Annotated in this window: 26 protein-coding genes; 20 read left to right on the plus strand and 6 right to left on the minus strand. The window is 58.9% G+C overall.

What is annotated here, in order from left to right; all coding sequences use genetic code 11:
- The first annotated feature begins 8 nt into the window (after positions 1–8).
- Genes pal through IE061_RS10035 form a run of 3 tightly spaced genes read left to right on the plus strand, consistent with a single transcriptional unit; the run spans position 9 to position 2196 of the window.
- Entirely contained in the window at positions 9–548 is a 540-nt protein-coding gene (gene pal, locus IE061_RS10025) for a peptidoglycan-associated lipoprotein Pal (protein ID WP_193461535.1), read from the plus strand.
- Positions 549–600: 52 nt separating this feature from the next.
- A complete protein-coding gene (ybgF, locus tag IE061_RS10030; RefSeq protein WP_039177973.1) occupies positions 601–1407 on the plus strand; it encodes a tol-pal system protein YbgF in 807 nt (268 codons plus the stop codon).
- Positions 1408–1434: 27 nt separating this feature from the next.
- Entirely contained in the window at positions 1435–2196 is a 762-nt protein-coding gene (locus tag IE061_RS10035) for a YciK family oxidoreductase (RefSeq protein ID WP_016913823.1), read from the plus strand.
- Between the two features lie 54 nt (positions 2197–2250).
- On the opposite strand, the gene IE061_RS10040 is transcribed toward IE061_RS10035, so the two are convergent.
- Both IE061_RS10040 and ubiG read right to left on the minus strand, forming a co-directional pair.
- A complete protein-coding gene (locus tag IE061_RS10040) occupies positions 2251–2922 on the minus strand; it encodes an HAD family hydrolase (RefSeq protein ID WP_193461536.1) in 672 nt (223 codons plus the stop codon).
- Positions 2923–3666: a bifunctional 2-polyprenyl-6-hydroxyphenol methylase/3-demethylubiquinol 3-O-methyltransferase UbiG gene (gene ubiG / locus IE061_RS10045; RefSeq protein ID WP_193461537.1), complete on the minus strand. Its 744-nt coding sequence runs from the start codon at positions 3664–3666 to the stop codon at positions 2923–2925.
- Between the two features lie 181 nt (positions 3667–3847).
- Here ubiG and IE061_RS10050 point away from each other — a divergent pair, with 181 nt between their 5' ends.
- The 6 genes from IE061_RS10050 to IE061_RS10075 are packed head-to-tail and all read left to right on the plus strand — an operon-like array spanning position 3848 to position 13041.
- Positions 3848–5140 (plus strand): nucleotide sugar dehydrogenase, encoded by a 1293-nt coding sequence (locus IE061_RS10050; protein WP_039177964.1) that lies wholly within the window; start codon positions 3848–3850, stop codon positions 5138–5140.
- Positions 5141–5149: 9 nt separating this feature from the next.
- Positions 5150–5977, plus strand: coding sequence for a hypothetical protein (locus IE061_RS10055; protein WP_193461538.1), 828 nt, complete (start codon positions 5150–5152; stop codon positions 5975–5977).
- 41 nt (positions 5978–6018) lie between these two features.
- Positions 6019–7863 (plus strand): autotransporter assembly complex protein TamA, encoded by a 1845-nt coding sequence (tamA, locus tag IE061_RS10060; protein WP_193461539.1) that lies wholly within the window; start codon positions 6019–6021, stop codon positions 7861–7863.
- A gap of 9 nt (positions 7864–7872) precedes the next feature.
- A complete protein-coding gene (tamB, locus tag IE061_RS10065) occupies positions 7873–11871 on the plus strand; it encodes an autotransporter assembly complex protein TamB (protein ID WP_444542707.1) in 3999 nt (1332 codons plus the stop codon).
- Positions 11872–11881: 10 nt separating this feature from the next.
- Entirely contained in the window at positions 11882–12502 is a 621-nt protein-coding gene (gene msrA, locus IE061_RS10070) for a peptide-methionine (S)-S-oxide reductase MsrA (RefSeq protein ID WP_016913830.1), read from the plus strand.
- 32 nt (positions 12503–12534) lie between these two features.
- Positions 12535–13041, plus strand: coding sequence for a c-type cytochrome (locus IE061_RS10075; RefSeq protein WP_189463050.1), 507 nt, complete (start codon positions 12535–12537; stop codon positions 13039–13041).
- Positions 13042–13056: 15 nt separating this feature from the next.
- On the opposite strand, the gene can is transcribed toward IE061_RS10075, so the two are convergent.
- On the minus strand, positions 13057–13704 hold the full coding sequence (can, locus tag IE061_RS10080; RefSeq protein ID WP_081193195.1) for a carbonate dehydratase: 648 nt from the start codon (positions 13702–13704) through the stop codon (positions 13057–13059).
- A gap of 156 nt (positions 13705–13860) precedes the next feature.
- On the opposite strand from can, the gene gorA reads away from it, so the two are divergent.
- From gorA to IE061_RS10100, 4 genes are all read left to right on the plus strand, one after another.
- Positions 13861–15270 (plus strand): glutathione-disulfide reductase, encoded by a 1410-nt coding sequence (gene gorA, locus IE061_RS10085; protein ID WP_193461540.1) that lies wholly within the window; start codon positions 13861–13863, stop codon positions 15268–15270.
- Between the two features lie 258 nt (positions 15271–15528).
- Positions 15529–16107 carry a diaminobutyrate acetyltransferase gene (ectA, locus tag IE061_RS10090; protein ID WP_039177953.1) on the plus strand — a complete coding sequence of 193 codons (579 nt, stop codon included), beginning with the start codon at positions 15529–15531 and terminating at the stop codon, positions 16105–16107.
- Between the two features lie 96 nt (positions 16108–16203).
- On the plus strand, positions 16204–17472 hold the full coding sequence (gene ectB / locus IE061_RS10095) for a diaminobutyrate--2-oxoglutarate transaminase (protein ID WP_016913835.1): 1269 nt from the start codon (positions 16204–16206) through the stop codon (positions 17470–17472).
- Between the two features lie 43 nt (positions 17473–17515).
- Entirely contained in the window at positions 17516–17908 is a 393-nt protein-coding gene (locus IE061_RS10100; RefSeq protein WP_016913836.1) for an ectoine synthase, read from the plus strand.
- Between the two features lie 50 nt (positions 17909–17958).
- Here the strand turns inward: IE061_RS10100 and IE061_RS10105 are convergent, their stop codons facing one another.
- Positions 17959–18495 (minus strand): DUF3833 domain-containing protein, encoded by a 537-nt coding sequence (locus IE061_RS10105; RefSeq protein ID WP_193461541.1) that lies wholly within the window; start codon positions 18493–18495, stop codon positions 17959–17961.
- Positions 18496–18767: 272 nt separating this feature from the next.
- Here IE061_RS10105 and IE061_RS10110 point away from each other — a divergent pair, with 272 nt between their 5' ends.
- The 6 genes from IE061_RS10110 (at position 18768) to yidD (ending at position 23449) form a co-directional block, all read left to right on the plus strand.
- Entirely contained in the window at positions 18768–19604 is an 837-nt protein-coding gene (locus IE061_RS10110; RefSeq protein ID WP_039177948.1) for an ATP-dependent zinc protease family protein, read from the plus strand.
- A gap of 38 nt (positions 19605–19642) precedes the next feature.
- Entirely contained in the window at positions 19643–21166 is a 1524-nt protein-coding gene (locus tag IE061_RS10115) for an inactive transglutaminase family protein (protein ID WP_193461542.1), read from the plus strand.
- Positions 21163–22161 carry an alpha-L-glutamate ligase-like protein gene (locus IE061_RS10120; protein ID WP_039177944.1) on the plus strand — a complete coding sequence of 333 codons (999 nt, stop codon included), beginning with the start codon at positions 21163–21165 and terminating at the stop codon, positions 22159–22161. The genes IE061_RS10115 and IE061_RS10120 overlap by 4 nt, the downstream gene beginning before the upstream one ends.
- A 31-nt stretch (positions 22162–22192) precedes the next feature.
- Positions 22193–22642, plus strand: a complete 450-nt coding sequence (locus IE061_RS10125; protein WP_039177943.1) for a transcriptional repressor — start codon at positions 22193–22195, stop codon at positions 22640–22642.
- On the plus strand, positions 22642–23112 hold the full coding sequence (gene hisI, locus IE061_RS10130) for a phosphoribosyl-AMP cyclohydrolase (RefSeq protein WP_193461543.1): 471 nt from the start codon (positions 22642–22644) through the stop codon (positions 23110–23112). Before IE061_RS10125 ends, hisI begins: the two co-directional genes overlap by 1 nt.
- 64 nt (positions 23113–23176) lie before the next feature.
- Positions 23177–23449: a membrane protein insertion efficiency factor YidD gene (yidD, locus tag IE061_RS10135; protein ID WP_230478436.1), complete on the plus strand. Its 273-nt coding sequence runs from the start codon at positions 23177–23179 to the stop codon at positions 23447–23449.
- A 12-nt stretch (positions 23450–23461) separates the two neighbouring features.
- Here the strand turns inward: yidD and IE061_RS10140 are convergent, their stop codons facing one another.
- Together IE061_RS10140 and IE061_RS10145 are read right to left on the minus strand one after the other, a co-directional pair.
- The gene (locus tag IE061_RS10140; protein WP_016913843.1) at positions 23462–23878 is read right to left on the minus strand and encodes a SufE family protein; all 417 of its coding nucleotides are present in this window, start codon (positions 23876–23878) and stop codon (positions 23462–23464) included.
- A 49-nt stretch (positions 23879–23927) separates the two neighbouring features.
- Positions 23928–25142, minus strand: coding sequence for a tyrosine-type recombinase/integrase (locus tag IE061_RS10145; RefSeq protein ID WP_193461545.1), 1215 nt, complete (start codon positions 25140–25142; stop codon positions 23928–23930).
- Between the two features lie 221 nt (positions 25143–25363).
- On the opposite strand from IE061_RS10145, the gene IE061_RS10150 reads away from it, so the two are divergent.
- Complete coding sequence (locus tag IE061_RS10150) at positions 25364–26380, plus strand: DNA-binding protein (RefSeq protein WP_193461546.1); 1017 nt, start codon at positions 25364–25366, stop codon at positions 26378–26380.
- Positions 26381–26424: the final 44 nt, after the last annotated feature.

Consider the following 26424-nt stretch of genomic DNA (forward strand, 5'->3'; position numbering starts at 1 on the left):
GTCTGATTATGCAACTTAAGCCGTTGGCTCGCTCATTGGCTGTAGCGTTATCTATCGTGGTTATCGCTGGCTGTTCCAGCACCGGCGGATCCCAGGACGGAGACGCTTACGGCAGCCAGACTGGCAGCAGCGTGGGCACGGGTACCTCAGGTGCAGGTGCGGGGGGTCAGTATGGCTCTACTACTGGCTCGGGTGCTGGTCAGCAGGCTGACTCGCGTATTCCTGAAGTGCGTACCATCTATTTCGACTTCGACCGCGATACCATCAAGAGCGAATATGAGTCCGTCGTCATGGCCCACGCTCGCTACCTGCGTGCCAACCCGAACGCACGCGTCGTTCTGCATGGCCACACCGACGAGCGCGGTACGCGTGAATACAACATGGCCCTCGGCGAGCGTCGTGCCGGAGCCGTGCAGCGCTTCCTGAACATTCAGGGCGTTTCTCCTTCACAGATGAGCGTTGTCAGCTACGGTGAAGAGCGTCCGGCAGTGAGCGGTCAGAGCGAAAGCGCTTACTCTCAGAACCGTCGCGTAGTCTTCAACTACTGATAGCGTTGGCGTGCCTGTCATCAGGCACGCCAATGGCCTTTCGGAGCTATCAATGAATCACAGTCTCAAACGCTATTTTGAGAGGCTGTGCGGTGCGGGAGCCTTGGTGCTCCCGCTGTCCGTATTGCCCTTATCCCTGTTTACTGCCTCCGCCGTTGCTCAGCAGCCGCTGGTGCAAGATCTCTCTTCTGGTTCTTCGGGCTTCTACCAACAGACACAGCGTCAGGAGTCCTCGGGTGGCAACCTGGTGCTGTTCAATCAGGTTCAAGAGCACCAGCAGGAAATCCAGCAGCTGCGGGGGCAGATCGAAGAGCTGCGTCACCAGTTGGAACAGCTGCGTAGACAGTCTCAGCAGCAGTATCTGGATATCGAAGACCGCCTGATGAGCAGCGGCCCCAGTCAGATCGAGCAGTCCACGCCCCAAGTCGAACCGGAAGTTGCCGAGCAGGTAGCCCAGGCACCATCGACCCGCAACGTCAGTGACGACGCTCAGGCCGATTACCAGGCTGCCTTTGCTCATGTGCAGGCGCGCCAGTTCGGCGATGCCATTGCGGCTTTCGAATCGTTCGTGGCCGACCACCCGGACAGCAGTCTGACTGCCAATGGCCATTACTGGCTGGGCGAACTGTACGCGGCAGAAGGTGAGTTGGACGCGGCAGATCAGGCCTTTACACGTGTCATCGAGCAATACAGTGGCAGCTCCAAAGTGCCTGATGCGCTTTACAAGCTGGGACTGGTCAAGGCGCGTAAAGGGGAAGCGGCACGCAGTCGTGAGCTGTTGGAGCAAGTGCGTGACGACTACCCGCAAAGCAGCGCTGCTGGCCTTGCCAATGATTTTCTCCGTCAATCAGCCGGTTAATCGGCTTTCTTGGATCAAGGAATCCTCATGAACTGCAAAATCGACTATCAACCAGCGCCTGGCTTGCTTGAAAACCGCGTCGTGTTGGTAACCGGTGCGGGCGATGGCATAGGGCGTGTTGCAGCGCTTGAGTATGCCAAACATGGGGCAACCGTGATTTTGCTTGGTCGTACCATTGCCAAGCTGGAACGCGTTTACGATGAAATCGAAGCTCAAGGCGGTCCTCAGCCAGCCATTTTCCCGTTGAACTTCGAAGGCGCTACATTAAAAGACTTCCACGACATGGCCGAGACGTTGAACAACGAGTTCGGTCGGCTGGATGGTTTGTTGCACAATGCAGGGCTGTTGGGCCGTATCACCCCCTTCGACCAGTACAATCCCGAGCTGTGGGAACAGGTCATGCAGGTGAACATCAACGGCCCCATCTGGATGACGCAGGCGCTGTTGCCGCTGCTGCAGGCGTCTGATGACGCGTCGGTGATCTTTACCTCCTCTAGCGTCGGTCGTAAAGGTCGTGCTTATTGGGGCGCCTACTCAGTCTCCAAGTTTGCCACCGAAGGGTTCATGGAAGTGCTGGCAGACGAGCTCGAGAATCAGCCGCATGTGCGGGTGAACACGCTCAATCCTGGTGCCACGCGAACCCAGATGCGGCGTTCGGCCTATCCTGGCGAAGACCCGCTGACGCTGCGCACGCCAGAAGAGATCATGCCCACCTACCTATGGCTGATGGGCCCGGACAGCCAAGGGGTCAGCGGCCAGAAGTACGATGCCCAGCCGCCGCGTAGTTGATATGCCTGAAGGATGCAGCAAGGGCGCCATCGGCCCCATGGGCCGATGAGCATGTCACTGGGAGCGGTGGTCGTCTAACGCGGCCACTAGCTCCTCGCACGTCGCAAACCAGACATCGGCAGGCCACTGCTGGTAGTCGTCCTCTTCGCTGATGTAGCCATAGCCCACCGCTACGGCAAGCATGCCAGCCGCTCGCGCTGCCTGCATGTCCCTGACATGATCGCCTATGTACCAACAACGCTCGGGCGCTACGCCCAACCGCTTGGCAGCTTCCCATAGAGGCTCGGGGGCGGGTTTCTTGACGCTCAAGTCATCGGCACACAGCAGTGCCCCAGGTGTGAGTTCCAAGGCATCCAATAACGGAACGGTATAGCGCCGTGGCTTGTTGGTGACGATTCCCCAAGGGCGAGCGCGTTCTTGCCAGGCATGCAGCCACACGTCCAGCGGAGAAAACAGGCGGCTGTGTACGGCGACTTTCTGCTCGTAGGCATCGAGTAGAAAGTCACGCGCCTGCTCATGCTCGTCACTGCCGCTGTCAAGACCCAGAGCCAGCGTGACCAGAGCACTGCCACCATTGGAGACCTGCCCGCGAATCTGTTCGAAGGGCAGGGCCGCGAGGCCATGATGGGCTCTCAAGGCATTGGTGGCGGCGGCCAGATCTGGCGCTGTGTCCACCAGCGTGCCATCCAGGTCGAAGATCACGGCATGGGGGGCAGAAGGGCGCATCTATTCGTTCACCTTGCGACAGTGCATCATGTAGTTGACCGATACGTCATGGGCCACCAGGCGGTAGTGTCGTGTCAGCGGGTTATAGGTCAAACCGCTCTGCTCACGCACTTCCAGCGAGGCGCTACGCGCCCAGTGGGCCATTTCGGAGGGGCGAATGAATTTTGCATAGTCGTGGGTGCCACGGGGAAGTAGCTTGAGCAGGTATTCGGCACCGACGATAGCGAAGGCGTAGGACTTGGGCGTGCGGTTCAGCGTAGAAAAGAAAACGTGGCCGCCTGGCCGCACCAGTTGACTGCAGGCACGGATGATAGAAGCCGGGTCTGGCACGTGCTCCAGCATCTCCATGCAGGTGACCACATCGAACGTGCCAGGCTGCTGGGCAGCCAGTGCTTCGACACTGATGTGCTGGTAGTCGATAGCCACACCACTCTCTTCAGCGTGCAGTCTGGCCACTCCCAGCGGTGCTTCGCCCATGTCGATACCGGTCACGCGTGCGCCACGGTGCGCCATGGCTTCGCTCAAGATGCCGCCCCCGCAACCTACATCCAGCACTTGTTTGCCTGCCAGGCCAGCGCGAGCATCAATGAAGTCCAGTCGTAAAGGGTTGATGTCGTGCAGTGGCTTGAACTCACTGTGAGGGTCCCACCAGCGGCTGGCAAGTGCTTCAAATTTGGCAACTTCTGCCGCATCAACGTTGCCCTGTAGGCGGTCAGTGGTGCTATCCTGAAGAGTCGATGACATGGTATGGCTCCCTGAGCAAGTCGGCAATAAAGCGGAGAGGGCAATGCCTTGCCCATCACCCTTCTATCGTTGAGTATGGGAGTATTCTAACCACTCCCGGAGCGGAACGCATGAAAAGGAGCGAGGCATGATGCCCAACCCCCTATTTTATCGACGGTTGTTTGCCATGGAGAGCCTTTGAATGCGGGTATTACTGCACGGTAGCGAGCTGAGTGCCGCCACGGCGGCTGCCGCCCTCGCCTGGGTAGGTCATCAGGTGGACTGGCTGTTGCACGAAGACATGCCCTGGTCATCGTTGGCTCAGGTCGACTGGCTGCGCCGTGAGCCTTCGCTCATGGCGCAGCTGGAACAGGCCTTGGCGTCGGGGCAACTGCGCGTCATCGAAACACTCGACTCGTCTCACGCGCCCGATGTGGTCTGGCTGGCTCTGTCACCTAGCCAACGTGATTCAGCGCGCCGTCTGCTCAACAGTTCAACGTTTGCTGATTATCAAGGCGGCGTGCTGATCAACAACTCGACTTTCCCTGTGGGTGAAACCGAGCGCCTTCATGCGTTGATGGGCCATCAGCATAGCCGTGTAGCGCTGCCTGACACGTTGGAAGAAGGCCGGGCATGGTCCGCTTTCACTCGGCCGGTGCGTTGGCTACTGGGCTGTGATGATGCTCACGGTGAGCAGGTCACGCGTGAGTTGTTGCGGGCCTTCAATCGCCGCAGCGAAGTGTTTCAGCGTATGCCCTGTCGAGCGGCTGAACTGACCAAACTGGCCATCAATGGTATGTTGGCCACGCGTATCAGCTACATGAATGAAGTTGCTGGCTTGGCGGATACCTTGGGTGTGGACGTGGAGCATGTGCGCCAGGGGATGGGGGCGGATAGCCGAATCGGTTTCGAATATCTCTATCCCGGCTGTGGTTTTGGTGGCCCCAATTTCTCCCGTGATCTGATGGGCCTGGCCGATGTTCAATCGGCGCATGGCCGTTACTCCGCTTTGCTGGAGCAGGTCATGGATATCAACGAGCAAAAGAAAGAGACCTTGTTCAGAAAATTGTGGGCGTTTTTCGATGGTAACCTGGCAGGCAAGACGATTGCCGTGTGGGGGGCTGCCTTCAAGCCGGGAACGGCACGAATCGACCACGCCCCTGTGCTGACACTGCTGGAAGCCCTTTGGGCGCAGGGCGTAACGGTCAAGTTGCATGACCCGGCAGCACTGCCGGCCCTGCATGAAGCCGTCGGCCAGCGCGATGACTTGATTACCGTCCAAGGCGACCCTTACCAGGCGTGCCAAGGGGCAGATGCCTTGATGCTGGTGACGGAATGGAAGACTTACTGGAACCCGGATTGGCATCGCCTGGCGACGCTGCTGGGAGAAAAACTGGTACTGGATGGCCGCAATATTTATGACCCTGCTTTTGTCGCCAGCTGTGGCCTACACTACCGGGGAATTGGACGACGCGCCGACCCGATGTTGCCCTAAGGAAAAATCATGTCTGACGCCACCTCATCACCTCGTATCGTGCCGGATGTCGACCAGAGCTTCACTGCGCAGCACTTGCGGCATCGCAAAGGCCCAAGGCTCTGGCCATTATGGTGTTTCCTGATGCTGCTCGTCGTGGCCTTGGCCGGGGCATCGGTGCTGTTGTGGTACGAGCGTGAAGAGCTCCTGCGACAAGTCAACCGGGTGAGTGGCGAGGTCTCCAATCTTCATGCGAGATTGGACTCGGGTGACACCGATGCTCAGGATGAGATAACCTTTGTACAGGCTCAAATGGCCACACTGTTCCAGGAGCAGGAGCAACTTGCCATTGCGCTCTCCACCACGCGTGAAGAGTTGTATGGCCTGCTCACTGACCATGAGGCCAGTGCCTCCAGTGATGCGCTGAACTCCGTCGCTCAGCAGTTCGAGCGTCTGGAGGAGCAGGCTGCCATGCGAGACAACCAGCTGGCAGCGATCCGTGCCTCGCTGAATGCGCTAGAGCAGGTAGGGGCTTCCGGTAGACAAAATCTGCTTGAAGAGGTGTCTTATCTGGAACAGTCCTTCGGCCAACGACTCGAGCAGCTGGAGCAGCAACTGGCCAGCGAGCAGGCTGTCTTGGCCGAGCAGCAGCAGTGGCGTGATACCATGGAGCAACAGCTTGCCCAGCTCTCTGAAGCGCTGGAGGATGACACCACCGCCACGTTTGCAAGCCAGTCCGAGCTGGCGTCACTGGAAGCCGAGTGGTCGCAGCGGTTGGCGACCCTCGAAAGCGATGTACGACAGGTGCGGCAAGCCCAACTGGCCTTTAGCGCACAAATGGAGATGCTGCGTAACTAGCACGCCACACGCCGATAATTTGGGGTTAGGGATAAAGACGTATGGGAAGACAACGGCAATGGCCTGGCATGGTGCGCATGGCTTGTGCACTACCGTTATTGGCGGCTTCGGTGTCGGTATGGGGGCTGGAAGCCAACATCAGCGGTGTCGATCAGCAAGTGCGTAACAATATCGATGCCTATCTGGAAAACATCGACGCCGAACAGTACACCGATGTGCGCTTGGAAGGTGAAATTCGCCAGCGCACTCAGGAAGCCATGCGGGTATATGGCTATTACCAGCCCGAGGTGCGTGTCTCTCTCGAAGAGACTCCGATTGCCGTTCGTATCGAGCCTGGGCCACGGGTGACGATAGACGTACTCGAGATCAACGTCACTGGCGATGCGGCGGATGACCCCCCCTTCCAGGAAGCGCTAGACGACTTTCCGCTCAAAGTGGGAGACCCTTTGCGTCACGCACCCTGGGACCGACTGCGCAACCAGTTTTCCGGGCTGGCCATCGAGCGCGGCTATTTCGACTGGGGGTTTTCGAACCGCCGTATGGAAGTACGTCCCTACCTGGAAAGTGCCAGACTCTACATGGGGTTCGATAGCGGGCCTCGCTACCAGTTCGGCAATACGCTGATTACCGGTAGTCACATCGACCCTGAACGCCTGCGACAGATGCAGACATTCGACGAAGGCGACCCTTACCTGGCGGAGTCCCTGGCCCTCTACAACCAGCGCCTGGCCGAAACCGGCTGGTTCAGCTCGGTGTCGGTGCGACCACGCCTTGAAACCGCTCGGGAACTGATCATTGCGCCGCCAACGGGAGGCTCCCCCTGGTGGAGCGAAGCCGTGGCCTCACAGCCTGTTCGGCCGCGTATCAGCGGTGCGGCACTGGCCAGCGCGCTGAGTCTTCATAGCCGCGACGATACGCGCCTTCCTGTTGATGTCAACGTGCAACCCGCCGACCGCCATCAGTACGAGGTGGGGATAGGGTTTGCCACCGATGTAGGCCCCAGGCTGCGTTTTGGCTGGCGTCAGCCGTGGATCAATTCGTTGGGCCACAGTCTGGAACACAATCTCTACCTCTCAGCGCCGGAACAGCGCTTCACCGGGGTGTATAACATTCCGCTAGAAGACCCGATCCGCGATAACTATCGCCTCCAGTACGGCGTGCGCAATATCGATGACAGCGATACCCGCTCACTGCAGGGTACGGTCGAGGTAGCGCGTCGCTGGGAGTTCGAGAACCGCTGGGTGCAAACGCTTTACTTCAGAACCACCTATGAGGACTTTACCCAAGGGGGTCAGGCCGACCAGGTATGGCTTTTCTATCCCGGCATTCAATGGTCGCGCACACGGACTCGCCCCCAGCGCTTTCCCCTCTGGGGGGATCGCCAGCAGCTGTCACTGGAATACTCCGACAGTGCCTGGGGCTCCGATGCCGACTTTGCCCGTCTTACGGGAGACACCGAATGGATTCGTATGCTGGGCAGCGACAACCGCTTCGTGGCTCGCCTGAGCATCGGGGCTATCGAAACCGATGACTTCGACAAGCTGCCCCCATCGCTGCGCTTTTTTGCCGGAGGGGATCGCAGCGTGCGCGGGTACTCCTACGAAAGCCTATCGCCCCGTAATGAGCAGGGTCGTTTGCGCGGCGGTCAGCAGATGCTGACGTCCACCCTGGAATATCAGCGCCGTGTGACAGGCGACTGGTGGGGCGCTACCTTCATCGACAGCGGTGATGCATTCGATAACTGGGGCCCCGAGGAGCTGAAAACCGGGGCAGGGGTAGGTGTGCGCTGGGTATCGCCGGTGGGTCCAATACGTTTTGACGTTGCGCACCCGTTCGACAACGACGATGACTACCGAGTGCACTTTTCGATCGGACCAGAATTCTAGGAGAGCTCTTTGGCCAAGGTTGATGTAACGACACCCCCAAACCGCGAGATGCTCTCTACCCGGCGTCGTCTGTGGCTGACGCTGTGGAGTCTGCTGAGGCTGGCCATATGGCTACCCCTTTGGGTGCTGGGCCTGGTAGCGCTGCTACTGGGGACGGCGCTTTCCCCCTGGGGGACAGGGCAGCTGTTTTCGCAAGGCGAGCAGCGTGGCTGGTTCAGCTACGAGCAGCAAGAAGGCGCGCTGCTGGAGAGCTTCCGACTTCAGGGCTTTCACTTGGCGATGGGCGGCACTCGGGTGACCCTGGATCAGGTGGAGCTTGTCTGGGCAGATGACTGCCTGCTATCGGGAAGGCTATGCCTGGAAAGGTTGCATCTTTCAGGTGCCGATATCCGCCTGACTGCCAGCGATGCATCTGAAGAGCCCGACAGTGAATCGGCACCGCTCTCGCGCATTCATTTGCCATTCCCCATCGAACTGCGCGATATCGATCTCAGCGACGTTCAGCTGCACTTGGCCGATGGCACTCATGTGGCTTGGGAGCGCTTTACTACCTCCATCTCCGCCGCGCAGCAGCAGGTCATCATCGAACCGACTCGCCTCGAACGCTTGGCCGTTCATCTGCCGCTGTCTCCAGGTGGGCAGCTTACGGAGGATATCGACACTCCGCTGACAGCCGTTGGTATCGATAGTGCCATCCAAGTGAGTCAGCCCCACGACGAGGATCCAATAGCGGGTTCCCTGGCACCGCGTGAACGGCTGTCGCTGCCTGCCATCGAGCTCCCTATTGATGTCGCCATTACGTCGTTGCTGGTCACTGATATCAGCGTGGCCGGTGCGTTTACCTACAATGTGGAGCGGGTGCTGCTGGCTGGACATGCAGAGCGTGACAACGTGGTGCTTTCTACGCTTGAGGTGGATACCCAGGATGCCACGGCGCGGTTGATGGCGGATGTGACGCTGGCAGACGATTACCCGTTGGAAGCCGAGCTGCACAGCGTGCTTCTGCTGCCGGAACTCTTCCCGGCCTTGAGCGGAGAAACGCTGACGCTTCGGCTTTCTGGCTCGCTGGCGGATCTGTCGGCGGAGCTGGATGTGTCGGGGCAGATCAACGCGACCTTGGCGGCCGACGTCGATGTCCTGGCGCCTGATGTGCCCTTTACCGCGAGGCTGCAGAGCGAACGCGTCGAGTGGCCGCTGGAAAGCATGGAGCGTGATCCCGACGCCACCTACGTGGCACAAGATGTGGAGTTGACCGTCAACGGTAGCCTGGACGCCTACGCCGTGCGGCTGTTGGTCGACGCGCAGGCGCCTCAGGTGCCGGATACGTCGATAGACCTGACCGGCGATGGTGACATGACCTCCTTCCGCTGGGCGCCCCTCAACCTGCGTATCGAAGAGAGCCGCTTGACCAGCGAAGGACAAGTGAACTGGGCCGACGCGCTGCGCATCGATGCCAGTGTGCAATTGAGCAGTGTCGACCCCTCGCTATTCGTCGACCAGTTGGAAGGTAACCTGAATGGGCGCCTGACTGCCAACGTTCAGCAGCAGGGAGAGCGTTGGGACATTGCGCTCCCAGAGCTGGCCATCGACGGTGAGTTGCAAAAGTATCCTCTGACGCTGGAGGCCGCGCTGGAGGCCAACAGCGACCTGGAAGTCGCTATCGAACGACTGCTGTTCACGCAGGGGAACAACCGCCTGACGGCTTCCGGCCAGGTGAGTGAACAAGCCATGTCGCTGCAGGCGGATATTGCGCTCACCGAACTGCAAACGCTGCACCCGGAGCTGGCAGGGCGCCTCAATGGTGACCTGCGTGCCACCGGCAGCTTCAGCGCACCCGCGCTGGTGGCAAGGCTGACCGGCAACCAGCTGAGATTTGCAGAGAATCGTATCGACAACCTGGGTCTGGCAGCCAATGTACAAGGGATAGATGATCCCACCTTGCGTATCGAACTCGATGCTCAAAACGTCAATGCCGGTGGTCAGGCGTTATCCAATCTGGCCATCAATCTGAACGGGCGCTTGTCCCAGCACACCCTGAACGTCACTGTCGACGGTGCGCCAGGCAACGTGCTCAGCGCCGCATCGCTCGCCCTGAGCGGGCGCTTCAATCAGGCCGCCGAGCAGTATCAAGCCCGGCTGATGCCGCTGGAGCTGGACAGTGAGGCGGGCAGTATTCGCCTCGAAGCGCCGCTAGATATCGGCTACAACCTGGCCAATGGCCAGGCGAGACTGTCGCCATTCTGCTTGCGGCGGCTGGAAGGTGGCCTGATCTGCTCGGATGACCCCATGACAGCGTCGGCAGAGCAAGGGCAGGCCAGCCTCCGGCTCAGCGAAGTTCCCATGGAGATGCTCGAGCCTTTCCTGCCCGAAGAGTGGCGTTTCGAGGGTGCCACGACCGCTGAGCTGGCGGCCAGCTGGCGTCAGGGTGGTGCGCGCTGGCAAGCCGACGTGCAGGTGCTCAGTGAGCTGGCGATTACCGCCATCAACGATTACGGCCAGCCGGTGGCCCTGCCGGTATTGAGCCTGGATACCCAAATCGAGGCCAATCAATCACAGGCGGATGCCAACCTGTTGCTTTCGCTGTCCGAGGCCGGAGAAATAACCCTCGATCTCTCCGTTAACGACCCCTTGGGTCAAGGAGCCTTGGCAGGCGAACTGCGTGCCAACAATGTCTCCCTGGAACCCTATCGTCCGATGATGCTGGGCATGGACCGCCTCGAGGGGGCGTTGAACGGCAGCGTCCAAATTGGTGGTAGCACACAGCAGCCCGACCTGCAGGGGCAGCTCGCCTTGCGTGGCCTGCGAGTACATGGCCCGGACATCCCGGTGGATGTTCAGGACGGTGAATTCGGCATCATCTTCGATGGTGAGCGGGGGGATATCGACGGCTTCGTCGCTGCCGAAAGAGGCCGGTTGAACATCAGCGGCGAAGCTTATTGGCCAGCCAGCGATGCCTGGCGGATCGGGATAGATCTCAATGCCACTCAGGAGCCCCTGCTGGTGGTACTGCCCCAGTTCGGCCGCATGGAAGCCGCACCAGACATTCGTGTACGCATTACTCCAGAGCGTTTGCAGGTCAGGGGCAATGTCGACTTGCCCTGGGCGCGGCTGGAAATAGGCGATCTGCCCTCGTCGGCCACTTCACCCAGCCCCGATGAGATCATCATTACCGAGCGTGATGATCGAGAAGCCGAACAGGCGCGCCAGCGCGCCATCGAGGCGGGTGAAGACCCCAGCGCTGCCGAGGAACTGGCGGCCACGGGAATGGCCATCGATGTCCTGATTACCTTGACCCTGGGTCGCGACATGCAGATTTCCGCCTACGGCCTCGAGTCTGGTTTAGGGGGTAGCCTGGAAATACGCCAGGAGAGCGGGGTACTGCAGCTGTTTGGCGACGTAAACCTGGTGGATGGCCGCTTCCAGGCCTTTGGGCAGGACTTGCTGATTCGGCGTGGCCAACTGCTCTTTAGCGGTCCGCCCGGCTTGCCCGTGCTGGATTTCGAAGCGATTCGTAATCCGGACATCACCGAAGACGAAGTCATTGCCGGGCTGCGGGTCTCGGGCAACGCCGAAGAACCGAACGTGTTGATCTTTGCCGAGCCCTCCATGGACGAGACCCGAGCGCTTTCGTATCTGTTGCGTGGTCGTGCTCCCGACGCCTCGGGTGGCGGTATCGATAGTGCTTTGACCACGGCACTGATCGGCATGTCATTGGGTCGGACCGGTGGGGCTGTCGGATCTCTGGGACAAGCCTTCGGGATCGATGACCTGACGCTGGATACCACGGGGGCTGGCGATGAAAGTCAGGTTGCCGTCAGTGGTCAATTGACCGATGACCTGCGCATCAGCTACGGGGTAGGCATTTTCTCACCCATCGCTGAGCTGACGCTGCGCTACACCCTGTGGCGGAACTTGTACCTCCAGGCAGTGTCTGGTGCGAATCAAGCGGTTGACCTGATTTACACCTTTACCCGCTCGGGAGATCCCTACGTCTATCCGCAGCAATAGGAGAACATCGATGTCGTTTTTTACATCTCGCCAGACGGCACCCGAAGGCCGCAGCACGCCTATCGAGACCAGTGAGGTGCATACTGTGACGGGAGCGTCGCTGCATCCGCCATTTCCGGCTGGCTGCGAGGAAATCGTGCTGGGGATGGGCTGCTTCTGGGGCGTGGAGCGCCTTTTCTGGCGTCAGCCCGGTGTGGTCGTCACGGCTGCCGGTTATGCGGGCGGTACCACTCCCAACCCTACTTATCAGGAGACCTGTACCGGGCTTACCGGTCACACGGAAGTCGTGCGAGTCGTTTATGATCCGAGTGTGATTGGTCTGGAAAAGCTGCTGCAGATTTTCTGGGAAGAGCACGACCCTACTCAGGGAGACCGTCAGGGCAACGATATCGGCAGCCAGTACCGTTCAGCGATCTTCACCACCACGGCGCAGCAGTTGGCGCGTGCCCAGCAGAGTGCCGCTGAGTTTCAACAAGCGCTGGAAGCGGCGGGCAAAGGGCGTATCACCACCGAAATCAAACCGCTGGATACGTTCTACTATGCCGAGGCGTATCACCAGCAGTACCTCGATAAAAATCCCGGCGGCTACTGCGGGTTGAAGGGTACGGGTGTGACCTGTGCCATTGGCTAGCCCACGATATCCGTTTGAACAGGAAACTAACGATGCGGCAGCGTAGACGCAATGATGTATGGCACAGCAGCCTGGCAGGGTGCGCACTTTTGATGATGGGCTCCATGGCTCAAGCCAGCCCGTCGGATATGCCGACCTCGGCAGAGGGCACGCCTTTTGCCAGCGAACGAGACGCCGTCATTTGGCGTCAGGACGAGCTTAAGGATCTGGAGCGGCTATTGCGTCAGCTGCGTTTTGACCTGGTCAATAATCGTGATGCTCGTGGGGCCGAACCTCGCCTGGAGGAGCTGCAGCAGAAAGCCACGCAAGCGCACTTCTTGCCTGCCTTCATCGAAGGCACCCATGGGCGTGGTTCCGATGCTCGGCCGGAAATATGGCAGGAGTGGGAAGATTTCTCAGCGGGCTTCGTTGACCTGGAAGAAAAAGTAGCCGACCTGGTGGAGGCTGCACAGCAGGAGGATTACCGTGCCGCTACGCGGGCCTTTTCGGACGTGAGTCTCAGCTGCCGGAGCTGCCACCGCGCTTATCGCTACAACTAGCGCGATGGCCTATGCTCAATCGCCCGACTGAACGCGGTCGATGCGGTAGAGGGTTTCGACCTGTTCGAGCCCGCTTATGGTGCAATCGAGGTCTTTCACCCGGCCGTCGTCCAGGCCATATACCCAACCGTGCACCGAGATCTTCTGGCCACGCTGCCAGGCGCGCTGGAGGATCTTGGTGCGACACAGGCTGTTCACTTGCGCCTGTACGTTGAGTTCACACATTCGATCGATTTGCGCGTCGAGAGGCAGGGCTTCCAGCGTTTGGCGGTGCTGGTTGTACTGCTCACGCACCGAGTGCAGCCAGTAGTCCACAACGCCGCACTCGCCTCCGGTGACGGCGGCCTTGATGCCCCCGCAGCCGTAGTGGCCAACGATCATGATATGACTGACCTTGAGGACGTCGACGGCATACTGCACCACCGACAGGGCGTTCATGTCGGTATGGTGCAGCAGATTCGCGACGTTGCGGTGAACGAACACTTCGCCAGGCGGCAACGCGATGATCTGATTGGCCGGTACGCGGCTATCGGAGCAGCCAATCCACAAGTAGTCTGGCTTTTGCTGGCTCGATAGGCGCTTGAAGTAATCAGGGTCTTCCTGACACATCCGCTCAGCCCAGGCGCGGTTGTTTTCCAGCAGCGTGGCAATTTTATCGGACATTGAGTCTCCCGGGAGAACGTATTTCATCGAAAGTGGCAGCATGTCAATGCAGCCAAGGGCATACAGAGTAACGAGTTTTATTCATCTCGTCAGTTCCAGATCAACCGGGGGCTGCCTATCAAGTGCGGCAGCTTCAAGCAAGGAGTAGAAGCAACCATGTCAGAAACGATGCCAGACACCGAGTCAGCCAAAACGGCGCATGATTACGATTTACTGGTGATTGGGGCGGGATCGGGAGGCGTGCGTGCCGCGCGCATGGCCGCCGCGACGGGCGCTCGAGTAGCGGTGGCTGAGGATCGTTACCTGGGCGGCACCTGCGTCAACGTGGGCTGTGTGCCCAAGAAGCTTTACTCCTACGCTGCGCATTTTCACGATAGCTTTGACGATGCGGCAGGTTTTGGCTGGCAAATGAGTGCGCCGCCGACCTTTGACTGGGCCACCTTGCGCGACAACAAGACTAGCGAAATCAAGCGTCTCAATGGCATTTACCAGCGTATGCTGGAAGGTGCGGGCGTTACGCTGCTCAATGGCCGTGCACGGTTGGAAGGGCCGCACCAGGTTGTGTTGACCCAAGAGGGTCAGGAAATCACTTACAGTGCCGAGAAGATCCTGCTGGCGACGGGCGGTTGGCCATGGGTGCCCGAGTTTCCGGGCAGCGAACTGGCGCTCACCTCCAATCAGGTGTTTGATCTCGAACGCTTCCCTGAGCGTTTCCTGGTGCTGGGGGGCGGCTATATCGCGGTGGAGTTTGCCAGCATCTTCAATGGGCTGGGGAGCGACACCCACCTCATTTATCGCGGTGAGATGTTCCTGAAAGGGTTCGATCAAGAAGTTCGGGAGTTCACCCGCGCGGAAATGGCCAAGAAAGGCGTCAATCTTCATTTCGGTGTCAACATCGTTCGTATCGATGCGCTGGAGTGTGGCGCGCTCCGAGTGGAGCTGACAAACGGTGACGTATTGAAAGTAGACGCTGTGCTGGCAGCGACGGGTCGAAAATCCAATACGGCAGGACTGGGGCTCGAGGCGCTGCAGATCGAGCTTGATGCGGACGGCAAAGTACCGGTAGACGCTCGATTCCAGACCCGTGTGCCCTCCGTTCTGGCGCTGGGAGATTTGACCGCGGGCCCAGAACTGACGCCCGTCGCGCTGGCAGAAGCCATGCAGCTGGTCGACATACACTTTCATCAACGTGCTCCGCGACCTCTGGATTACCACACGATACCGACCGCCGTTTTCTGTCATCCCAATATCGGCACGGTAGGGCTCTCCGAAGAAGCCGCCAGAGAGCAGTTCGACGGCATCCGAGTCTATCGCACCGATTTCAAGCCCATGAAGCACACGCTCTCGGGGAGCGATGAGCGTGTGTTGATGAAGCTGATCGTCGACGATGCGACTGACGTCGTGGTGGGGGCTCATATGGTAGGTGAAGAGGCGGGGGAGCTGATCCAGGGTATTGCCATTGCCGTGCGCGCAGGGCTGACCAAGGAAGACTTCGATCACACCGTAGGGATTCACCCGACGGCTGCTGAAGAGTTTGTCACGTTACGCACTCCATCACGCTATTGAACGTTGCGCCACCAGGATAACAGTGCAAAAAAGAGAGGCGAGCTGATGCTCGCCTTTTTTGTCTCGCGCATCCGTGAGGGTGTTCTAGACTCAGTGAATCCTCAGTGAATCGTGATCGTGCAGGCCAGTCCTGTGAGCGGCAGGGCCACTTTGATAATCCTGGATTATGGAAAACCTTCGGATAAATAATATGATTTTTGAATTGCTCATAATCAGCTGTTATAATGAAGCTCAAATTCGCTACAGCGAAGCATAACCATGAGTACGCCTATCAAGCCTTTTACACCCTCAGCAGAGCTCGCCAGACCCACCGTGGCCGATGCCGTCGTGGGCCATGCCGAAGCGCCGCTGTTCATTCGCAAGCCCAATGCCGATGACGGTTGGGGCATCTACGAGCTGGTCAAGGCGTGCCCGCCGCTGGATGTCAATTCCGCATATGCCTATCTTTTGCTGGCAACCCAGTTTCGAGATACCTGTGCAGTGGCCACCAACGAAGAGGGTGAGATCGTCGGCTTCGTCTCAGGTTATGTGAAAGACAATGCCCCTGATACCTACTTCCTGTGGCAAGTCGCCGTAGGCGAGAAAGCACGCGGTACAGGGCTTGCACGGCGGCTGGTAGAGGCGATCATGTCGCGTCCTGAACTGGATGACGTGCACCACCTCGAAACCACCATCACCCCTGACAATCAGGCATCCTGGGGGCTCTTTCGCCGCTTGGCTGCCCGCTGGCAGGCCCCGTTGAACAGCCGTGAATACTTTTCGACCGAGCAGCTCGGTGGAGAGCACGATCCGGAAAACCTGGTAAGAATCGGCCCGTTTCAAACTGGCAGTCTCTGACAGCTTGCAAGGTTAACGGTTTTCCCGCTTGTGTTGCCCCGGCTGCCACTTTTTGCCGATCAGGCCAACCAGACCCGACTGATAAGGAGGTCGCTTATGCAGACCCAGACGCTCGAACGCATGGAATCCAATGTTCGTACCTATTCACGTTCTTTTCCTGTCGTCTTCAAAAAGGCCCAGAACGCACGCCTGACCGATGAGAATGGGCGTGAGTACATCGATTTTCTTGCCGGTGCCGGAACGCTCAACTACGGTCATAACAACCCGCACTTGAAGCAGGCAATGATCGACTATCTGGCTACGGATGGTGTCGTACATGGCCTGGACATGTGGACCAGCGCCAAGCGTGACTACCTCGAAACGCTGGAAAACGTGATCCTCAAGCCACGTGGTCTGGACTACAAGGTGCATCTGCCTGGGCCTACCGGCACCAACGCAGTGGAAGCGGCCATTCGCCTGGCCCGTGTTGCTAAAGGTCGCCATAACATTGTGACCTTCACCAACGGCTTCCACGGTGTGACCATGGGCGCACTGGCCACCACCGGTAATCGCAAGTTCCGCGAAGCCACCGGCGGTATTCCCACTCAGGGCGCCAGCTTCCTGCCGTTCGATGGCTACATGGGCGAGCACGCCGATACGCTGGATTACTTCGAGAAGCTGCTCAACGACAAGTCGGGCGGTCTCGATGTTCCGGCCGGCGTCATTGTCGAGACCGTGCAGGGGGAGGGCGGTATCAACGTGGCGGGCCTGGAGTGGCTCAAGCGCCTGGAACAGATTTGCCGTGCCCACGACATTCTGCTCATCGTGGACGACATTCAGGCAGGCTGTGGCCGTACCGGCAAATTCTTCAGCTTCGAGCATGCAGGCATCACGCCAGACATCGTGACCAACTCCAAGTCGCTGTCAGGTTTTGGCTTGCCGTTCGCCCACGTATTGATGCGCCCGGAGCTCGACAAGTGGAAGCCAGGCCAATACAACGGTACGTTCCGTGGTTTCAATCTCGCCATGGTGACTGCCACGGCGGCGCTGAAAAAATACTGGTCCAACGATACCTTCGAACGCGACGTTCAGCGTAAAGCGCGTATCGTCGAAGAACGTTTCAAGGCCCTGGCAGCGCTGCTCAGCGAGAACGGCATGCCTGCTACAGAGCGCGGTCGTGGCCTGATGCGTGGTATCGATGTGGTCTCGGGTGAGATTGCCGACAAGATCACCAGCACGGCTTTCGAGGAGGGTCTGATCATCGAAACCAGTGGCCAGGATGGCGAAGTAGTCAAATGTCTGTGCCCGCTGACCATTCCGGATGCCGACCTGCTCGAAGCGCTGGATATTCTGGAAGCGTCGGTCAAGAAAGTCATCAACGCTTAATGGAACGGCAGCCGCCTTGGCTGCCACGTTATGGAGTACGCCCATGATCGTTCGTAATATCGAAGAAGCTCGCAAGACCGACCGTCTCGTCACGGCCGAAAACGGCAACTGGGATAGCACGCGCCTGGTATTGGCCAATGACGGCGGCAATTTCTCGTTCCATATCACGCGCATCTTTGAAGGGACCGAGACTCATATTCACTACAAGCATCACTACGAATCCGTCTACTGCATCGAAGGCGAAGGCGAAGTGGAAACCCTGGCAGATGGCAAGATCTGGCCCATCAAGCCAGGTGACATCTACATCCTCGACCAGCACGATGAGCACTTGCTGCGTGCCCACAAGACCATGCACTTGGCCTGTGTGTTCACGCCGCCGATTACCGGCAACGAAGTGCACCGTGAAGATGGATCCTACGCACCCGCTGACGACTGATCGTCGGACGTAGGTGTTTGCGGCCTGGCCTGGTGCCAGGCCGCTTTGCGTCAGTCGTCGGTTGGCGCCACTTGCTCGAAAACCAGGGTAATTTCACCCAAAGTAAGGCCAAACTTGCGCATGGAGGTACGGTTGATCAAGCGACCGTCCGGCTGCAGATACATCCAGTCATCCATGGTGAAGCGAATGGAACGGCCGCTAACCTCGATCTCCAGTGGGTAGCGCATGTGGAAGACATGCCCATATTGACGAGCTTCGACCTGGCCTTCGACGTCATTGGCGGTACCGATCCAGCGGTGCTCATCGATACGGGTGAGCTGCCAGATTCGGCGGTCGGTTTCGCCGTCGTCGAACACGAAAGCTTCATCCAGCGTCAGGGTATTACCTTCGTAAGTGCCTTCGATATCTACCGTGAAGCGGCGCTGCACCTCACCGCTGTAATCCTGCACCATGCCCCAGGCGCGTGTTTGTCCGGTGAAGTAGTCGGCAATGTCCAGTCCAGGCGTCGTGCCAGCGTAGTCTTCGACCTTTACACTGGAGCATCCGGACATCAGCAGGGTACTGGTGACCAGGATGATAAGGAGCATGGGCCATCGGTAAAGACGTTTCATTGTGGGTTACCTGTATGGTCTTGGTTTTTGGTATGACTCTTGTAAAAGAATTTAGCATGGCGAACGAGTTCTGCCTATGAGCGTTCATCCACGTCTTTTCAGGCCACATGGGTTCGCATAACATATATTATGTTAAATAGGATGCCACAAACACCTTGCGAGCCCATGAAAAGCCGCCGTGACGTTGGACAAGCAGATACCCTTCTCCTTATCATTCGTGCTCTTATTGTTTAAGGATATCCCTCGTTATGCGCTCAGGTGTTTTATGGCTAATGGCCGGTTTGTCGATGTCGCTTGCAGGCTGTGCAGTGACACAGCCCGAATCGAATGAGCCCCCGCCACTAAGCGAGGCGTCGTTCAACACGCGTATCCTTGAACTCGAATCCAGCTTGCAGCAACAGTGTCAGGCTTCTTCGGCGCTCAATGAACAGCAGCTTGCCCAGCAGCGCACGCTGACCGCCGACGTGCGCGAAGTGGGAAGCCTACTGCGCCTGCTGCGTGACGATGTCGCCAATCTCGAAGCACGTGGCGAGGAGCCCGTGATCATTCGTGAAGAGTGTCCGACAGAAGCCATCGAAGACGGCAAGACGCTGCTTGGGCGCAGCGAATGGGTCGGCTTTCCCGGCATCGGTACGTACCTCAAGGCCCGAGTGGATTCTGGCGCCAATACTTCCTCGCTGTCCGCCTCGGACATTACGCGCTTTGAGCGTGACGGTGAAAACTGGGTGCGCTTCAAGCTGGCACTCAATGAAGACGATGTGGTCGTAGATCGCGTTCGGGACGAGTGGATCGAGGCGCCCATCCAGCGTCGTGTCAGAATCGTGCAAGCTTCTGGCGAAGAGTCGCGTCCGGTGATCTCGCTGCTGATGACTCTGGGGCCGATCCGCGAGAACGTCGAGTTCACCCTGAACGACCGTACCCATCTGGATTTTCCGGTGCTGCTGGGTCGCCGCTTCATGATGGACATTGCCACTATCGACGTGGCGGAAACCTACCTTCATGAACGCCCCGAATTTCCAGGCGGTGAACCTTCTGAGCAGGCGGCTGATGATGAAGCGGCCGATCAAGACGATACCGAAGAGTAATATCACTCCCCTGCCGCTTTACGCTGAAAGGAATCATCATGTCCCGGTTACCATTTTATTTTATCGTTGGGTTGCTGCTGTTGGCGGGTATTGCCACCAGTGTGCATAGGCATCTGCAGTTCGAAATACCCTGGTTTCCGGGTGAACAGCGGCAGGTATGGGAAATCGAAGCCGTCATCAATTTCAATGCGCAGAACGGGCCGGTGCAGGTAGACTTCGCGCTGCCTTCTCATCAGGCGGGTTACCGCGTATTGACTGAAAATACTGCGTCTTCCGGCTATGGATTGGCGTACCAGGCCGATGAGATGGGTCGTCAGGCGCAGTGGACCATTCGTGACGCGGCCGGTAGTCAGCAGCTTTACTATTCCGTGCAGATGCTGGTATCCCCCGACGCTCGCTCTCCCATTCAAACGCCACCAGGGATCCCCAGCATTACCCCTTGGGAAAGCCCCTATGACACGGCCGCCAGCCAGCTCATCGAGCGTGCCTGGGCGCGTAGCGCCAACAACGCGACCTTTGCCCGCGAGCTCATTCTCGACATCACTGGCGAACGCCAAGGGGAAAATGCCCGTCTATTGCTGACCCAGATGCAGCCCTCTGCGCTGATCGTGCGCCTGCTCAACCAGGCGGGCGTTCAGGCCCGTGAAGTGAGTGGCCTGCTGCTCGAAGATGGACGGCGTCGCCAGAACCTGAGTAGCTGGATCCAGGTATTCGACCAGACCGCCGAAGAGTGGGCGTTGTTCAATCCTGCCACCGGCGAGCGCGGTCGCCCTGAGAACCTGCTGCTCTGGGAAACCGGCGGGCGTGCCGTGCTCGAAGTACAGGGCGGTACCAACTCGCGAGTATCGTTCTCCATGCTGACCCACAATCAGCCCGCTTCAGCGGCGGTTCGCAACCACTACTCCGATGATACGCTGCTCAACTTCTCGATCCACAGCCTGCCCCTGGAAGAGCAAGCGCTGTTCCAGACGATTCTGCTGATCCCGATTGGCGCGCTGGTGGTGGTCTTCTTGCGCGTGCTGGTGGGTGTGAAAACGTCGGGCACCTTCATGCCCGTGCTGATTGCCCTGGCCTTTATCCAGACCACCCTGTTGACCGGTCTGATCGGTTTCCTGCTGATCGTCAGCGTTGGTCTGATCATCCGCAACTACCTTTCCTACCTCAACCTGCTGCTGGTGGCGAGGGTGTCGGCGGTGATCATCACGGTCATCGCGATCATCTCCATCTTTACGGTACTCGCCTACCGCATGGGCCTGAGTGCGGGCCTGACGGTGACCTTCTTCCCGATGATCATTCTTGCCTGGACCATCGAACGCATGTCGATCCTCTGGGAAGAGGAAGGCCCCAAGCAAGTACTGATCCAGGGCGGCGGCAGCCTGCTCACGGCGGTGCTGGCTTACCTGGCCATGAACAACCCCTGGGTGCGCCACATCACCTTCAACTTCCTTGGCGTACAGCTGATTCTGATGGCGTTCATTCTGCTGCTGGGCAACTACACCGGCTATCGCCTGCTGGAACTGCGTCGCTTCAAACCCATCGCCGATGACGAGAAGCCCTCATGAGTTGGTTCGAAAACTGGACCTGGCCGACCAGGCTGAGGGATAAAGGCATCATTGGCATGAACCGGCGCAATATTCGTTATATCGGCCGATATAACGCGCGCCATCTTTATCCGCTGGTAGATGACAAGCTCAAGACCAAGCTGCTGGCCGAGCAGTACGGCATTACCACGCCCAAACTGATCGGTACCGTGACCACGCAATTCGGCGTCAAGCACATGAGCGAGATGCTGGTAGGTCACCACGGTTTCGTCATCAAGCCCGCCAAAGGCAGCGGCGGCAAGGGAATACTGGTGATCGAGCGCGTCGAGGATGGCCTGTTCTTCAAGCCCAGCGGCGCTTCCTTGACCATGGAAGATATCGAGCGACATGTCTCGAACCTGCTCTCGGGGCTCTATTCGTTGGGGGGCTCCCCTGACGTCGCGGTCATCGAAACGCTGATCAACTTCGACGAGAGCCTGCTGGAGTATACCTACGAAGGCGTGCCGGACATTCGCGTCATCGTGTTCAAGGGGTATCCGGTCATGGCCATGATGCGCCTGTCCACGGCGGCCTCGGATGGCAAGGCCAACCTCCACCAGGGAGCAGTGGGTGTAGGGCTGAACATCGCCACGGGAGCCGCGCTGCGCGGTGTGCAGTTCGACCGCCCCTGCTTCAGCCACCCGGACACCGGGCATGATCTGGCTAGCCTGGTGGTACCTCAGTGGGAAACGCTGCTGCACCTCGCAGCGGGCTGCTATGAAATGACCGGGCTGGGGTACCTCGGCACCGATATGGTGCTGGATAGGGAGCATGGCCCCATGCTTCTGGAGCTGAACGCGCGCCCTGGCCTGGCCATCCAGATGACCAATGGCGAAGGCCTGCGCCGCCGCCTGGACTTGATCGAACGGCAGCCAGATAACGTTCCAGTTGCCAAGCGCGTTGCGTTTGCCCAGCATCACTTTGCGCGACGAAGCGAGCTGGTGGAAACGCCTGACACCTCTTCGGCAAGCGCGTAGACTAGGCCCATGATGTTCAACGAGCTGTCCAATGACTGAAGCCAACACGTTACTGCAACAAGCCGAGTCTCAGTGCCACACTCGCGGCGTACGCTTTACCCCTATCCGCCGCCGGGTGCTGGAGTTGATCGCCGAAAATGGTGGCGGCCTGAAAGCCTACGACCTGCTGGATCAGCTCTCCACGGAGCATGCCGCCGCACGGCCACCGACGGTGTATCGGGCGCTGGAGTTCCTGATCGACCAGGGGCTGGTGCATCGCATCGAGTCGCAGAACGCCTACGTTGCCTGCGCCTGCCCGGAGCACGTCCACGGCTTTCAGCTGTTGATTTGCCGTCAGTGTGGCTATGTGGAAGAGCTTCATCTGGACGAAATCAGCGACCAGCTGGCTGCGCTGGCCAAGCGCCAGGGCTTTCATGTAGAGCGCCAGACCATCGAGCTTCAGGGCTTGTGCCAGGCGTGCCGACCTGCGAGTAACGCGTGATGTCCACAGTCAACCAGTACGACGGCGATCTGTTCAAGTCGCTGGAGTCCGCCTCCCCTTCAGACACGCTGCCCGATGTGGCGACCATCCTGGCCTCGGTGCGCTTCAATTCGGATGGCCTGCTGCCTGCCATAGCACAGCAGCACGACAGCGGCGAAGTGCTCATGATGGCCTGGATGAACCGGGAAGCGCTGGAAGAAACGCTCACTACCCAACGAGTATGCTACTACTCTCGCTCTCGTCAGGCGCTCTGGCGCAAGGGTGAGACATCCGGCCAGCAGCAGCATCTGAAAAGCGCTGCGCTGGATTGCGATGGCGATACGCTGCTGCTGCAGGTAGACCAGACGGGGCCTGCGTGTCATACCGGCAGGCGCAGCTGTTTTTACGTGGCGGTGGATGCCCACGAGGCCGCCATCACCAGCCAGCCCTTGATCGACCCCGCCACGCTGTATGGCAAAAAAAGCCCTTGAAGGCGCCCTCTTGAAAGCGCTGAAGGTGGTAAAGAACGCGTTGATCAAGGGAGTGTCACTATTGATGGTCGGCCTGGTTCGGCTTTATCAATATACGATCAGCCCGCTCTTGGGCCCCCGCTGTCGCTACTGGCCCAGCTGCTCGTCCTATGCCATCGAAGCCATCCAGGTGCATGGCCCTTTCAAAGGGGGCTGGATGGCGCTCAAGCGCATCCTGCGCTGCCACCCCGGCAGCGCGGGGGGCATGGACCCGGTACCGGGCGGCCGCAGCGAGCAGCTTTGCAAGGAAGATGATGGCTGCTGCTCAGGCTCCTCCTCCAAACCTTCAGAGCATTAGCAAATTGCTTATCTAATGCTGCTTAGCCACCTGATAGATGCGCTCCAGCATGGCATGCAGGCCGTTGCTCCGGGTGGGTGACAGGTGCTTGTCCAATCCCAGATCTGCCAGAAAATGCGGCTCCGTCTGCTGGATTTCCTCGGCCGTGCGCTCGCTATAAATGCGCAGCAGCACCGCGATAAGCCCAGAGACGATGGCAGCGTCGGACTTGGCCTTGAAGATCAAGCGGCCGCCCTGCTCTTCATGGCACATCCACACGTTTGACTGGCAGCCTTGAATCTTGAATTCGTCGGTGATTTTGTCAGCGGGAAACGCCGGGAGCTGCTTCCCCATATCGATGATGTACTGGTAGCGATCCATCCAGTTATCGAACATTTCAAACTCTTCGACCAGCTCTTGTTGGGCGAGCTCGGCACCGGAAGTGGTCATGGTGGTTCCTTTTCAGGGTGAGTGCGTTGAAGGCCAACATTATAACGGTTCAAGGCTGTTCTGGGGGTGCTGTTTTCAAGCGATGCCGCTGCTGCTGCTCATGCCACTCATGGGCTTCGGTGTGCAGGTATCGGCTGGTGGTATCCAGTCTTGAGTGGCGGGCGTTTTCTGCCAGGTAGCGCAGGCTGACACCCGCCTGGGCTTGATGGGTAATCGAAGTGTGGCGTAGCCAGTGGGGCGTAGCCTTGCGTAGCGCATCGATATACTCCCTCTTGCCCTCTTCTGCTTCAAGGGCCAGAGCCGCATCACCGAAGGCCTCCTTGATCAAACGATAGAGCTGGTTGTCGCTGATGCCGCGCTGCTTGTCCAGCGCGCGGATCAGCGGGCCATGTTCGCTAACACCGGGCAGGCCCGCTAAGCCCAGCGCCTGGCGCCACTGTTGCAGGCACGCCTGCATGTCCTCGGGCAGCGGTATGCGCGCTTGCTTGCCGCCCTTGCCAATCACATGCCACCACCAGCGCCCTTCACTGACCCGAAAATCGGCCATGGTGGCGTTGGCCATCTCATGGATGCGCGGCGCCAATAGGTAGGCAAAGCCGAAAATGAAGCGATGCCGCGCATGCTCATAGCGGCCGCGTGCATCCGCGGGCATGGGCCGTGTATTCAGCCACGTCCATAGCCAGTCCCATAGCGGTCGCTCCAAGTAGCGTTCGATACGTTGGGTCTGATTATTGAGGCGGCGCGATTTGTCGCGCATCAGCACGAATGGGTTGTGGCCTACCCACCCTGCTTCCACGAGCCAGCCAAACAGCCCTTGCAGGATGACGAGGGTCTGGCGTCGGCTTGCCGGTGACAGCCCGCCGCGAAACGGCCGCCACGCCGGATGGTGGCGTGGTTTGGAAGGTCCTACCCACATCTCCCTGGGCTGCGGGTTTTCCAGAAATGCCTCGAAGTCCCGCATCGTTTCACGGTTCACCTCCCTTAGCCCGCGCCCCTGGCTGGCCAGCCAGAGCAACAGCCGCTCCGCTTCACGACGATAGCTCTTCAGGGTTTGCGGGCTGTCTCGGTACTCCGCCAGCCAATGCGCAACGGCCTGATAGTCGGTGTCGGCCGACACATGGAGCGTTGCTGAATCGGTGGTTGTTAGCCTGCTCCCGATATCGGGAAACACGTCGCCACTGCCCTTCCGCTCGGCTATATCCAGCCCGTTGGCGAAGGTCGCAAGGTGCGTTGAGTCGTAGAGCGGCACAGGTGGCTTGGTCATGAGGGTAACTCGCGCTATCAGAGGGCTCAGCATCGCCTTTTTGGCATATAAATTCAAGATAATGTGGGTAATCTTGAATTTATAGGTTTTAAGATAAATAATATTACGCTTTATGTAATACGTAATAATTGAGTTGAGTCCGTTTTTACACGACAATGGCGCACAGCAAATATCCATCCTGAACATTTCAGGCGCGACTCACTTCAAGGATTCAAACAGGCATGGCTCGGAACGGCATTCAGTACAGTGATGTACAGCAGGCAATCGATACGCTGCTGTCTCGTGGCGACACTCCAAGCGTGCAGCGCATACGCGATGTACTGGGAACCGGCAGCTTCACCACCATCAGCGAACATTTCCGCACCTGGCGGGCGGCACGTGAGCAGAATCGTGACGTTCCCCCACCCAAGGGCGTCCCGGAAGTGGTGGCCAATGTGGCGAGTGAACTATGGAGTGAAGCGCAGGAGCTGGCCAACGAGGCACTGTCGCACTATCGCGAAGATGCCAACAAGCAGGTAGAAAGCGCTCAGCAGGAAGCCGCCGAAGCACGCCAGCAGGCCGCCAATGCTGAACAGCGAGAAAGCGCCCTGGCCGAGCACCTTCGCCACACCGAACAGCGCCTGGAACAGCTGCATCGTGAACTGGCAGAGTGTCAGGCCCGCGAGCGGCATTGGCAGCAGCAGGCTCAGCAGGCCACAAAGCATGCCGAGCAGCACCTGGCTGACCTGCAAGGCGCCCAGCGCGCCCTGACGGCTGCCGAGGAGGACTTCACTATGCAACTGGAGGCTAAGCAGCAGGCATGGGAGGAGCGCCTCGCACAGGAGGAGCAGCGTAACGAAGCCGCCGAGGCACGGTTGATGGCGCTGCTGGACACCTTGCGTCAGGAGCGTGCCAACGAAGAGAAAGCGCTGCAGAAACGTCTGCAGCAGTGGGAAAAGCGTAGCGAGACGCTGGAGCAGGAGCTGCGCAATAAAAACGATACGGTTAGCCGTTTGCAGGTGGACAACGGCAAGCTCGAGCAGCAGCTGCAAACGCATCAGGGGCACCAGGAAACACTGGAGGTGGCACTGGAAACCGCTCAGCGTAATCTCGATCAGGCAAGGCAGGCGTTAGCGGCGGAGCAGCAGCAATCGGCAAGGCGTGAAGAGTGGCAACAACAATTGTGGCAGCGAATGGAGGCTATGCAGGCACAGCTGGCAGCGCTACCGGAAGCCATGACCTCTAGGTCACAGGAATAGGCCACAGAAATAAGCCTTGCGGTTGTCCCGATAAGAGAGACGCA

The organism is Vreelandella hamiltonii, assembly GCF_014651795.1.
Taxonomy (GTDB): domain Bacteria; phylum Pseudomonadota; class Gammaproteobacteria; order Pseudomonadales; family Halomonadaceae; genus Vreelandella; species Vreelandella hamiltonii.